The 12,134-nt window shown below is 66.3% G+C and carries 11 protein-coding genes; 4 read left to right on the plus strand and 7 right to left on the minus strand.

Annotation, left to right across the window (positions count from 1 at the left end; translation table 11 throughout):
• Positions 1 to 102: 102 nt before the first annotated feature.
• The gene (locus tag AC07YR_RS01730; RefSeq protein ID WP_436057742.1) at positions 103 to 1,914 is read right to left on the minus strand and encodes a glycerol-3-phosphate dehydrogenase/oxidase; all 1,812 of its coding nucleotides are present in this window, start codon (positions 1,912 to 1,914) and stop codon (positions 103 to 105) included.
• 122 nt (positions 1,915 to 2,036) lie between these two features.
• Here AC07YR_RS01730 and AC07YR_RS01735 point away from each other — a divergent pair, with 122 nt between their 5' ends.
• The 4 genes from AC07YR_RS01735 (at position 2,037) to AC07YR_RS01750 (ending at position 5,958) form a co-directional block, all read left to right on the plus strand.
• Positions 2,037 to 2,999, plus strand: coding sequence for a sugar-binding transcriptional regulator (locus tag AC07YR_RS01735; protein WP_436057743.1), 963 nt, complete (start codon positions 2,037 to 2,039; stop codon positions 2,997 to 2,999).
• 69 nt (positions 3,000 to 3,068) lie between these two features.
• Positions 3,069 to 3,944, plus strand: a complete 876-nt coding sequence (locus AC07YR_RS01740; protein ID WP_436057744.1) for an aldo/keto reductase — start codon at positions 3,069 to 3,071, stop codon at positions 3,942 to 3,944.
• Between the two features lie 11 nt (positions 3,945 to 3,955).
• Entirely contained in the window at positions 3,956 to 4,885 is a 930-nt protein-coding gene (locus AC07YR_RS01745) for an alpha/beta fold hydrolase (protein ID WP_494732858.1), read from the plus strand.
• A complete protein-coding gene (locus AC07YR_RS01750; protein ID WP_494732859.1) occupies positions 4,882 to 5,958 on the plus strand; it encodes a glycosyltransferase family 4 protein in 1,077 nt (358 codons plus the stop codon). The genes AC07YR_RS01745 and AC07YR_RS01750 overlap by 4 nt, the downstream gene beginning before the upstream one ends.
• A gap of 51 nt (positions 5,959 to 6,009) precedes the next feature.
• On the opposite strand, the gene AC07YR_RS01755 is transcribed toward AC07YR_RS01750, so the two are convergent.
• The 6 genes from AC07YR_RS01755 to mihF all read right to left on the minus strand — a co-directional run bounded on the left by AC07YR_RS01755 (position 6,010) and on the right by mihF (position 12,133).
• The gene (locus AC07YR_RS01755) at positions 6,010 to 8,163 is read right to left on the minus strand and encodes a primosomal protein N' family DNA-binding protein (RefSeq protein ID WP_494733023.1); all 2,154 of its coding nucleotides are present in this window, start codon (positions 8,161 to 8,163) and stop codon (positions 6,010 to 6,012) included.
• A gap of 158 nt (positions 8,164 to 8,321) precedes the next feature.
• Complete coding sequence (gene metK, locus AC07YR_RS01760) at positions 8,322 to 9,557, minus strand: methionine adenosyltransferase (protein WP_436057747.1); 1,236 nt, start codon at positions 9,555 to 9,557, stop codon at positions 8,322 to 8,324.
• Positions 9,558 to 9,637: 80 nt separating this feature from the next.
• Complete coding sequence (coaBC, locus tag AC07YR_RS01765) at positions 9,638 to 10,873, minus strand: bifunctional phosphopantothenoylcysteine decarboxylase/phosphopantothenate--cysteine ligase CoaBC (protein ID WP_436057748.1); 1,236 nt, start codon at positions 10,871 to 10,873, stop codon at positions 9,638 to 9,640.
• Between the two features lie 40 nt (positions 10,874 to 10,913).
• Entirely contained in the window at positions 10,914 to 11,174 is a 261-nt protein-coding gene (gene rpoZ / locus AC07YR_RS01770) for a DNA-directed RNA polymerase subunit omega (protein WP_011692102.1), read from the minus strand.
• A 39-nt stretch (positions 11,175 to 11,213) separates the two neighbouring features.
• Positions 11,214 to 11,786: a guanylate kinase gene (gene gmk / locus AC07YR_RS01775; protein WP_436057749.1), complete on the minus strand. Its 573-nt coding sequence runs from the start codon at positions 11,784 to 11,786 to the stop codon at positions 11,214 to 11,216.
• Positions 11,783 to 12,133 carry an integration host factor, actinobacterial type gene (gene mihF, locus AC07YR_RS01780; protein ID WP_436057750.1) on the minus strand — a complete coding sequence of 117 codons (351 nt, stop codon included), beginning with the start codon at positions 12,131 to 12,133 and terminating at the stop codon, positions 11,783 to 11,785. Before mihF ends, gmk begins: the two co-directional genes overlap by 4 nt.
• Position 12,134: the final 1 nt, after the last annotated feature.

Below are 12,134 nucleotides of genomic sequence, written 5' to 3' on the forward strand. Positions count from 1 at the left end.
CAACGTGGTTGCGTTGCCGGCCGGCTGCTGCGCCGGCTGTTCCTCCAGCGGAACCGCGCAGCCCCTGCGCCCGGGCACTCCCTCCCCGGGCACGCAAGCTATCTAGGCGACCAGGCTGTGGACCTGGACGCCGTGGAAGCGTTCAAGCACCTCCTGGGCATAGTGGATCTCGGCTGTCCTGGCGGCGGCGTCCCAGCCGAGCGGAGCGGCAAGGACCTCTGCCACCTCGTTGAGGAGTTCGCCCGTAACCAGCCCGCGGAAGGCCAGGGACGTCCGCCGGATCAGCACGTCGATGAGGTGACCTACCTGTTCGTTGCGGGCCATGAACTCCAGTTCGCGGACACTGAGTTCCCGCGTGGAGTGCAGGAGCCTGTCCGGTCCGGCGTCGAGATAGCGCAGGACTTCTTCGGCGCGGGTACCGTAGCGGGTCAGCAATCCGGAGATCCGGTCAGCGTCCCGGCCGGCGGACATGTGTGCCTTGATCCACTGCTGGACTCCGGACGGGGTGTCCGGGAAGCCTGCGCCGCCGCCGATGGCGAGTTTCGCCGTCGAGACCTTCCGTTCCAGGCCCAGTTCCTTGAGCACGTCATTTGTCAGGTGTTCTGCCAGCGCCCGGAACGTGGTCCATTTGCCGCCCACCAGGCTGAGTACGACGGCGCCGCCGACTGACGTTGCCTGTCCGCTGGACACCGCTCCCTGTCCGCCGCGCTCGATCCGGTAGTCCCGGCTGACGAAGCCGGGCTGGGTGGCGTCGTGCCTGGGCAGCGGGCGGACACCGGCGAAGGTGTACACGATCTGGTCCCGGCTCACCGCGACGTCCGGGAAGACATGGCCGATCAGGTCGAAGAAGTAGTCGATCTCGGCGTCGGTGCAGACGGCATCCTCTGCCATGTCCGCATCCACGTCGGTGGTGCCCACCAGCACGCGGTCACCCATCGGGTAGATCAGTACGATCCGGCCGTCGGTGTGTTCAAAGAAGATTTCGCGGCCGTTGCAGGCTTCGAGGAGCCCCGGGTGGTCCAGCACGATATGCGAGCCCTTTGTCCCGCCCATAAAAGCTGATGCGGCGCCCATGGCCTGGTTGGTCAGGTCCACCCAGGCGCCGGTGGTGTTGACGATGACGTCCGCCGTGAAGTCGAAGACTTCGCCGGTGAGCTCGTCGCGAAGCTGGACAGTGCTGCCGCCAGTGGATCCCGCCGAATTTCCGGCTGCCCCGCCCATGGACAGGAGCGAGAGGTAGTTGCTGGCCCGGGCGTCACTCGGACCCGCGGCACCGGCCTTTTCGCCGTCCTGGAGCACGTCGAGCGTGAGCCGCTCGGGGTTGTGGACGGAGGCATCGAAGTAGGTGGCCGCGTACTTGATTCCGGGGTGCAGCCGCGGCAGCTCCGCCAGGGCGCGCTTCCGGCCGCGGAACTGGTGGCGCGGAACTGTGCCGCCGTCGCGTGAGAAGAAGTCGTACATGCTCAGGCCGAGCTTGATCAGGAAGGCGCCGCGTTCTTTCGGCTTGCCCTGCTGCTTGTGGGTCAGGAACCGCAGGGGCGCGGACAGCACGCCGGAGAAGGTGCTGAAGATGGGAATGGTGGTCTGGAGCGGCTTGACGTAGTGGGGAGCGATGCGCAGCAGCCGGTTGCGTTCGACAACGGACTCCTGGACCAGACGGAATTCACCGTTTTCCAGGTACCGGATTCCGCCGTGGATCATGTGCGACGATGCACCGCTGGCCCCCTGGCAGTAGTCCCCGCGTTCCACGAGCGCAACATCGACGCCCTGTAGTGCCAGATCGCGGAACGTGCCTACGCCGTTGATTCCGCCGCCGATGATCAGGACCTGCGCGCGGGGCCGCTTTCGCAGGTTCTGCACTGAGGACCGCTGGCGGCTGGAAGACGGATGGCCGGATGAATCGTTGGTTCCCAAATCTGCTCCTTTGGGTTTGGTTCTGTGCGGCACGCCTCAGCGCGGCGCCGTTCACCACTATTGTTTGGACTAATGGAAAATGGAGTCAAGCACTATGCACATACGTGCAGAACGGAAGCCGAATGCCGCGTTCACGCCACTCAGAAGCCCTCAGGGCTGCACAACTGTATTACCTCCAGGACCTCACGATGGACGCCATAGCCAGGGAGCTCCGGACCTCAAGATCCACGGTTTCCCGCCTTTTATCGACTGCCCGCGAAACCGGTCTGGTGCAGATCCAGATCCGCAATCCGCTCGACACAGGACCCGAACTGGAGAACATGATCCGCTCCCAATACGGCGTCGATGTGCACGTCGTTCCGGTGGTGGACACCCTGAATGAGGCGGAGACCCTTGACAGGGTGGCCATGCAGGCGGCAAGGACGATCGGTCCGCTGGTCGACTCAAACGCGATCATCGGCGTCGCATGGGGATCCACCCTCAGCGCGGTCAGCCGCCACCTGACCCGCAAGATCACCCATGACAGCGTGATCGTCCAGCTCAACGGTGCCGGGAACATGCAGACCACCGGCATTACCTACGCCAGCGACATCATGCGCAGGTTCGGCAGCGCCTACGGGGCGCGTGTTGAACAGTTTCCCGTTCCGGCGTTCTTTGACCACGCCGCCACGAAAACCGCCATGTGGAATGAACGCAGCGTCCAGCGCATCCTGGAACTGCAGTCACGCATGAGCATTGCCATTTTCGGCGTGGGTTCAGTGGACGCCGACTACCCGAGCCACGTCTATGCCGGCGGCTACCTCGACGAGAGCGACCTGAACATTCTGGCCAGCTCGGACGTGGTGGGTGACGTTGCCACCGTGTTTTTCCGCGGCGACGGGTCCTCCGACGGCATCACGCTCAACGAAAGATCCACCGGCCCGGCGCTGGCACAGCTGCGGCAGGTCCGGCGTCGGATATGCGTTGTATCAGGAGCCTCGAAGATCAACGGGCTGCGCGGCGCGCTCGCAGCCGGGCTCGCCACTGACCTGATCCTCGATGAAGCCATGGCGCGGCGCCTGGTGAGTTTCGACGGGTTATCGTGAAGCCTTCGGCGGAAGGCCGCGCGGCCTGTCCCGGGGAGCCGGCCGCGGGGAGTCGGTAGAGTCAGTGCTATGAAAACCTCGCCCCGGCTAAGCCTCAACAACGGTGTGCTGATCGACCAACTGGGCTTCGGGCTCTACAAGGTTCCCCCGGCAGACGCTGCCGGCCTGGTGACCATGGCACTCGAAGCCGGCTACCGGCACTTCGACACTGCGTCCATGTACGGGAATGAAACCGGGGTGGGCAAGGCCATCGGCGCCCTCTCCGGCTTCGCCGGCAGCGGAGCCGGCGGCGGCTCCGGCGAGGCGGCGCCGTCGCTCTCCCGCGAGGACCTCTTCGTCACCACGAAAGTGTGGAATGACGACCACGGCTACGACGCAACGATGCGGGCCTTCCAGACGTCCATGTCCAACCTCGGCCTGGAATACCTGGACCTCTACCTCATCCACTGGCCCTGCGCCCGCCGCGGACTCTTCACCGAAAGTTACCGGGCCATGGAAACGCTGTACCGCGAGGGCCGGATCCGGGCCATCGGAGTTTCCAACTTCCAGCCGGCCCATCTGGAACGCCTCCTGGAGACGGCCGAAGTGGTCCCCGCCGTGAACCAGGTGGAACTTCATCCCTGGCTGCAGCAGGACGAACTCCGGGCCCTGCACGACCGGCTTGGCATCCGCACCGAGGCCTGGAGTCCGCTGGGCCGGGGCCAGGTGCTCGAGGATCCAGTGGTTGTAGAGCTGGCAGCGGCGCACGGCCGGACCGCGGCCCAGGTCATCCTGAGGTGGCATGTGCAGCTGGGCAACGTGGTCATTCCGAAAGCCAGCTCTTATTCCCGGATCCGGGAAAACCTTGATGTCTTCGGCTTCACGCTGGATGCGTCGGACATGGCCGCCCTTGCAGCCCTGGAACGCAACCACCGCACAGGCTCCCACCCGGACAACGTCAACTAGGATTCGACACCATGGAACAAGTGGACACAGGCCCGGCACAGGCCCTGACCCTCTTCAGCGGCGAACTGGACGACAGGACACGGGCCGCCAGCGTCGACCTGGGTGGCTGCAATGTGGACTACTGGGTGTATGAGCCGGTATCCGTTACGGCCGGGACCAGGACGATCCTGGTAATCCACGGATTCCGTGGAGACCACCACGGCCTGCTCCGGGTTGCGGACCAGCTCCCCGACATCCGGCTGATCATGCCGGACCTGCCCGGTTTCGGCAGCTCTGATGCCTTCACCGACGGTGAGCACAGCGTCGCGCGGTACGGGCAGTTCATCCGCGACTTTATGACAGCCATGGGCCTCGGACCGGACACAGTGCTGCTGGGACACTCCTTCGGATCCATCATTGCCAGCCACTTCGTGGCGGCCAACCCCGGCGCTGTGTTCCCGCTCATCCTCATCAATCCCATTGCCGCGCCGGCACTGGAGGGGCCCAAGGGCGTCATGACCAAACTGGCCGTCTTCTACTACGAGGCCTCCGCCAGGCTCCCCCGCGCCCTGGGCCTGTACCTGCTCCGGAGCAGGCTCATTGTCAGGGTCATGAGCGTGGCCATGGCAAAGACCAGGGACAAGCAACTCCGTCGCTTCATCCACGGCCAGCACAGCGCTTATTTCTCGGCCTTCGCCAACCGGGACAGCCTGCTTGAATCCTTCAAGGCGTCCGTGGGCAGCAATGTCTCCGAAGTCGCCACGGACCTGGTCCTGCCCGTGCTGCTGGTTGCCGGGGAGAAGGATGAGATTGCGATGCTCCCGGACCAGCACAAGCTGAAGGCCCTCCTGCCGGACGGCACGCTCGAGGTCATTCCCGGCGTGGGGCACCTTATCCACTACGAGACACCCGAACCGGCCGCCGGCTACATCAGACGCTTCCTGAAGGACCATCCCGCGTGAAAATCATTATCGATGCCCGATTCACCCGCCTGGACCACCATGACGGAATCAGCAGGTACGGGGCAAGCCTAATCGCCGCCACGGCCAAAATCGCCGACGTCTCGATGCTCGTCAGCGATCCCCGGCAGCTGGCCCTGCTCCCGGATGTGCCCTACACGATGATCAACAGCCCGCTCTCGCCCGCGGAGCTGTTCGTGGCCTCCAAGGTCAACAAGCTGGGCGCCGACGTCGTGGTGTGCCCGATGCAGACGATGGGGACATTGGGCCGGAAGTACGGCCTGGTCCTGACGCTTCACGACCTCATCTACTACGAGCACCCTGCCCCGCCAGGCTTCCTGCCTGCCCCGGTCCGCGTGCTGTGGCGCCTGTACCACAAGGCGTTCTGGCCGCAGCGGCTGCTCCTGAACCGGGCGGACGTGGTGGCCACCATCAGCCACACCACCGAGGCCCTGATCGCCAAACACCGCCTCACGAAGCGGCCGGTCCGGATCGTGGGCAACGCTCCGCAGCACGGCCATACGCCCCGAGACCCCGGTGCCGGCGCGGACCGGACCCTCCTCTACATGGGCTCGTTCATGCCATACAAGAACGTGGACACCATGGTTCGGGGAATGGCCGAACTGCCCGACATGACGCTGCATCTCCTCAGCCGCATCACGCCGCAGCGCCGGGCGGAACTCGAGTCCGTGGTGCCGCCGGGCGCGGATGTCGTCTTCCACAACGGTGTGACGGATGCCGAATACGAGGCACTGCTGGCCCGGACAACGGCACTGATCAGCCTGTCACGCGCGGAAGGCTACGGCCTGCCGCTCGTGGAGGCAATGTCGCACGGCACGCCCGTCATCGCCAGCGACATCCCGATCTTCCGCGAAGTGGGGCACGACGCCGTGACGTACGTCCATCCGGATTCGCCGTCCGAGTTCGCCGAAGCGGTGCGGCGGCTGGAACAGCCGGACGTGTGGAAGGCGCTGTCGCGCCGTTCCGTGGAACGGGCTGCGGAATTCAGCTGGGACCACTCCGCCCGGCAACTCGTCGACCTGGCCGAAGAAGCCACCCGGATCAACAGCCGCTGAGTCCGGTCATGCGGGAGCTCGTCAGCCGGAGAACACCACCAGGCACAGCAGCTAGAGCACATCCACGCCGTCGAGCCTGAGCTGGACCGGATCGTCGGTGCGCCGTGCCGCCGCCGCGGCTTTGACCGCCCGCATGACGCGAGTTGCCTCCGTTGCCTGCGCGTAGGGAATGAACAGCAACGTCCGGACGTCCTCGCCGGCCTCCTGCCTGGCTGCGCGTGCATTCGACAGCACCACCGGCGCCGGACCAGCCATGCGCAAGGTAATGCCCTGCCGGGCCAGGTTCTGTTCAATGGCCTCGGTAAAGTGCCCGACGGCGGTCCGGCCGCCGGTCACCGAGGCAATCCGTACCGCCGGGGGCAGCTGGAGTTCCTGCCTCAGTGACAGTTCGCGCTGCGCGTACCCCCCTGCGTCCCAGCGAAGCAGTGCGCCCACCCCGGCTGCGTCATCCGCGGTGATCACCACAAGGCCGCCATCCGTGGCAGGCTTGACGAGCGCAGCGGCGTTGAACCAGCGCCGCACGGCGTCCTCCCCGGCGCGGAGGTTTTCCCGGCGCAGCAAGGAGTCCCCGTCCAGCAGCAGCGCGGCCGCATAGCCGCCGGCCGCCACAGGTTCCGCTCCCACGGTAGCCACCACGAGGGATTTCGTATCCGGGACAGTGGCTTTGACATGGTCGCCTGAAGACGTGATGACGGGTTTCCCGGGGAATGCCCGGCCCAGCTCCTCCGCGGTCCGCAGCACACCGGTGGCGGAGCGGCGCAGCCTGGGGCTGGTGCAGTGGCTGCAGCGCCAAGCGGGAGCCGGCGCGGAACACCAGCGGCACTGCGGCACGGCGGATGACCCGGCGGCACCGGCAACGGCCAGGGGCCCGCTGCAGGCCGTGCACCGGGCGGGTTCCCGGCAGGAGTCGCAGACCAGCGACGGCGCATAGCCGGCACGGGCAACCTGCACCAGGACGGGGCCGCGTTCCAGGCCTTCCTTGGCAGCGCGCCATGCCGCGCCCGGCAGCCTGGCGATCCGGGCAAGGGGGTCGCGTTCCTGTTCGAAGCTGTCCGCGGTGTTCACAACACGCGGAACCGTCCGCCGGACCTCCGGGCGGGCGGCTTCCACGGTCCGGGCCCAGCCTGCGTCCACCAGGCGCTGCAGTTCAGTGCTGCGTGTGTGCGCCGCCAGCAGGCACGCTGTCCCCTCCTGCTCCGCCCGCAGGAGCAGGACCTCCCTGGTATGGGCGTAGGGCGACCGCTGTTCGATATGGAGGTCGTCGCCGTCGTCCCAGCACACCACCAGGCCAAGGTTGTGCACAGGGGCATAGGCCGCCGAGCGGGTGCCGACGGCAACGCCGGCGCTTCCGGTCAGCACCCGCAGGTAGCTGCGGTAGCGGGGCGTCGGCCCATCGTCGGCGGTGAGCCGGGCGATATCCTCCCGGGGCAGCAGCCGCGCCAGCGCGGCCTCAACGCGGTCCAGGTCGCGGTGGTCCGGAACGACCACCACCGCGCCACGGCCCGCGGCACGGACGGCCGCCACAGCATCGGCGATGAGCTCGGGCCAGCCGGCAGGGCCGAAACCCTGCAGCGCGCTAAGGACCGCCCGCGGCGACTCGCCCGCCCCGAGATGGCGGAGGAAGGCCGTCCCGTTGACGTAGCGGGACCAGTTCCCGGGTGCGTGTGGAATGCGGGGCGCAACCGGCTTTGTGTCCGCCGCGGCGTCGGACGTTTGAGGGCTTGCGGAGAGCTTGCCTTCGGTGGCCAGCTCCTTCTCAAGCTTGGCAACCCGCGGAGGGATGGCCACGCGCAGGACGTCACTGACGGTGCCGGCGTAGCGGGCTGCGACGTTGCCGGCGAGTCCGGCTAATTCCGGCGTGAGGACCTGCACGGGCGACACGACTTTCTGGAGCGGCACGAGGGCGTGCCCGGCGTCGGATTCAGCAACCCGATCCAGGATGTAGCCGCTAAGGTCCTGGCCGTTGAACTTGACCTTGACCCGGACGCCCGGCTGCGCGGCGTCGTCGAAAGAGGCGGGCACGCTGTAGTCGAAGGGCCTGTCCAGATGAGGCAGCGAAGACTCGATGAGCACCCTGGCTACGGGCAACGACGGCGCGAGAGGAGGACCGCCGGAAGACTGCGGCCGGGCGGCCGGGAACCCCTGGAGGAGTGACAGCTGGAGCGGCTCGTCAGTGGCGGCCGCCTCACCGGGAAAGGAAGCGATGGGACCAATCTCCGTTCAGCATCTGCCAGTTGTGGTGCTCATGGGTCCGGTGCGATGGAATAATGCTCCATCAGCCGGAAAGCACTGTAGCAGGGCGCCCGAACGGGGCCCTGCTACAGCCAAACACACGGCACCGACATTTACTCCGGCGGCGGCTCTCAGGCGTTGAAGAAAGCCTTGAGGTCGTCCACCCGGTCAAGCCGTTCCCAGGTGAAGTCGGGATCGTCGCGGCCGAAGTGTCCGTGCGCAGCGGTCTTGGTGTAGATGGGCCGCTTGAGGTCCAGCGCGTCGATGATTGCACGCGGACGGAGGTCGAAGATTTCCGAGATCGCCGCGCTGATGCGCTCGGGATCCACCGTTTCCGTGCCGAAGGTCTCGACGTAGGTGCCCACGGGCCGTGCCTGGCCGATGGCGTAGGCGATCTGGATCTCGGCGCGCTTGGCAAGGCCCGCAGCCACCACGTTCTTGGCCACCCAGCGCATCGCGTAGGCCGCGGAGCGGTCTACCTTGGACGGATCCTTGCCGGAGAAGGCACCGCCGCCGTGGCGCGCCATGCCGCCGTAGGTGTCCACGATGATCTTTCGGCCGGTCAGGCCGGCGTCGCCCACGGGGCCGCCGATCACGAACGCTCCGGCGGGATTGAGGATGTTGTGCGTACGGGAGATGTCCAGGTTGGCTGCCGCCAGCACGGGGTCGATCACGTGCGTGGCAAGGTCGGCGCGCAGCTGCTCGAGGCTGGCGCCCTCCGCGTGCTGGCTGGAGATCACGATGGTTTCGACGGAGACCGGCCGGTCGCGGTCGTAGCCGATCGTGGCCTGGGTCTTGCCGTCCGGGCGGAGGTACGGAAGCTCGCCGTTCTTGCGCACTTCGGTGAGGCGCTCTGAGAGGCGGTGCGCAATCCAGATCGGCACGGGCATGTAGGACGGCGTCTCATCGCTGGCGTAGCCGAACATGAGTCCCTGGTCCCCGGCACCCTGGAGGTCGTAGTCGTCTTCCTGGCGGCCTTCGCGGGCTTCCAGGGAGTTGAACACGCCGCCGGCGATGTCGTTGGACTGCTGGCCGATGGATACGGAGACGCCGCAGCGTGCTCCGTCAAACCCGTTGGCGGAGGAGTCATAGCCGATCCCCAGGATGGTCTCGCGGACGATCTGCGGGATCTCCACGTAGGCGTCAGTGGTGACTTCGCCCGCTACGTGCACCAGTCCGGTGGTGGCCAGCGTCTCGACTGCCACGCGGGACTCGGGGTCCTTCGCCAGCAGGGCATCCAGGATTGCATCGCTGATCTGGTCGCAGATCTTGTCCGGATGGCCTTCAGTCACGGACTCCGACGTGAAGAGACGAAGGGATGGCGGCGTCGCGCCATGGGATGCGGGAATGTGCAGCGGTAAAGTCACTCAACTACCTTACTGGTTGGGAATCGGTCAGGCCTCGGCATATGTCCCCCTGCTAAGGAGGCCTTGCACACGCCGGCCGTTCAAGCTCGTGGGATAACGCGGCTCAACTCGGAGCTGATGCGGTCAATAACAGCCGCCGCAACTTCGTCCTTCGAGCCGGATGCCGCTTGTGGTTCGGAGCCGGTGCGGGAAAGGATGACCACGGAGTTGTTGTCCTGGCCGAATACCAGGCCCTCTCCCACGTGGTTGACCACCAGCAGGTCGCAGCCTTTTTTCCGCAGTTTGGCCTCGGCGTGGTCCAGCACGTCCCCCTCCGCGTCGCCGGTTTCCGCGGCAAACCCCACGATCAGCTGACCGGGCCTGCTCGCCGCGCGGACCTCCACGAGTTCGTGCAGGATGTCCGGGTTGCGGAGCAGGTTGATCACTGGATCGGCGGTGTCATCCCGCTTCTTGATTTTGGTGTCGGACACCTCAGCGGGCCGGAAGTCCGCCACAGCGGCGGCCATAATGACGACGTCGGAATCGGCTGCCGCGCGAAGCGCCGCTTCCCTGAGCTGGAGCGCCGTTTCGACCCGGACCACCTCGACGCCGGCGGGGGCCGGTACGTCCATGTGGGCGGCCAGCAGCCGGACGCTCGCGCCGGCGTCGCGGGCTGCCACGGCAAGTGCGACTCCCTGTTTTCCGGACGAGCGGTTGCCGAGGAACCGTACCGGGTCCAGCGGTTCCCGTGTGCCGCCTGCGCTGATGGTGACCCTGCGCCCGGCCAGCGGCAGCTGCCCGGAAACTGCGCTGCCCTGCATCAGGGCAAGTGCAGCCGCGAAGATGGCTTCGGGCTCCGGCAGCCGGCCGGGGCCTGAGTCGGAACCGGTGAGCCGGCCGCTAGCGGGTTCAAGGACCGTCACGCCCCGGCTGCGCAGCGTTTCCACATTGGCTTGGGTGGCAGCGTGCAGCCACATTTCAGTGTGCATGGCGGGCGCCATCAGCACCGGACCGCTGGCCATCAGGAGGGTGTTGGTGAGGAGGTCGTTGGCGTGGCCGCCGGCGGCACGCGCCAGGAGGTCCGCCGTGGCCGGGGCCACCACGATGAGGTCCGCCTCATGCCCCAGGCGTACGTGGTTGACCGACGGAACGTCGTCGAAGACGCTGTTGCTGACCGGGTTGCCGGACAGGGCTTCCCAGGTGGCCACACCAACAAAGCGGTTGGCCGCCTCCGTGGGGATCACCGTGACGTTGTGTCCGGCTTCAGTAAAAAGCCGGAGGAGCGATGCCACCTTGTAGGCGGCAATCCCTCCCCCGACTCCGAGGACTATGCGCACGTGACCTCCGTCAACAGGCAGTCTTTGTATGTACGGCGATCTACTCTGCGGGTTCGATCGGCGTGGAAACGAGCTTGCCTTCGTTGATTTCGCGCAGGGCGATGGACAGCGACTTCTCGTTCAGCTTGGTGTCGACCAGCGGGCCAACGTATTCGAACAGGCCCTCGTGCAGCTGGGCGTAGTATGCGTTGATCTGACGTGCACGCTTGGCACCGAAGATCACCAGGCCGTACTTGGAATCAGCTGCCTTGAGCAGCTCGTCGATCGGCGGGTTGATGATGCCTTCAAGGTTCGTGGACACGAATTCTCCAAATTCTAACGGGCCGATCCGACCCTGCGGCTAGTGCGGGTGCGGGGTCAGCCCCATGAGTGAAACAAGCTCGTCCGCTGCGCGTCGAACGTCATCATTGATAACGGTGTGATCGAACTCCGGCTCAGCGGCAAGTTCTAGTTTAGCGGTTTCCAGTCTCTGCTGCTGTTCCTCGGCTGTTTCCGTGCCGCGGCCCACCAGGCGGCGGACCATTTCCTCCCAGGTGGGCGGGGCGAGGAACACGAATTGCGCCTCCGGAACGGCCTGCTTGACCTGGCGCGCGCCCTGCAGATCAATCTCCAGCAGTACGGAACGGCCATCGGCGATGGCCGCGTCCACGGTGCTGCGGAGCGTGCCGTACCGGTTGCGGCCGTGGACCACGGCCCACTCCAGAAGCTCGCCGTCGGCCACCAGCGCGTCAAATTCCTCGGCCGACTTGAAGAAGTAGTGAACGCCGTCCTGCTCCCCCGGTCGCGGAGCCCGGGTGGTGGCCGAGACGGAAAGCCAGACTTCAGGATAGTTGTCCCGGATGTAGGTGGACACGGTGCCTTTGCCAACAGCCGTCGGGCCGGCGAGGACTGTCAGTCCCGGTTTCTTGCTCACATATTCCTTTGGGCGTTATTCGGATGGACGTGATTCTCGTTCATAAAATCTACCAGCGCCCGGCGCTGGTGAATGCCGAGCCCCCGCAGCCTGCGGGATACGGCAATACCCAGCTCGTCCATGATGGCGGCCGCCGTGACGCGGCCTACACCGGGGAGCGCCTCCAGCATCTCGGAGACTTTCATCCGCGCGATGGCGGAATCACCGTCCCCGGAGGCGAGGAGGTCAGCCACAGTGAGCGTTCCGAGCTTTAGCTGCTCCTTGGCTTCCGCCCGGGCTGCCCGGGCAGCCGCAGCCTTGCCCAGTGCTTCCGCGCGTTCCTGGTCTGTCAGGGGCCGCAGGCTCACT

The organism is Arthrobacter sp. GW460-12-1-14-TSB2 (assembly GCF_059423525.1).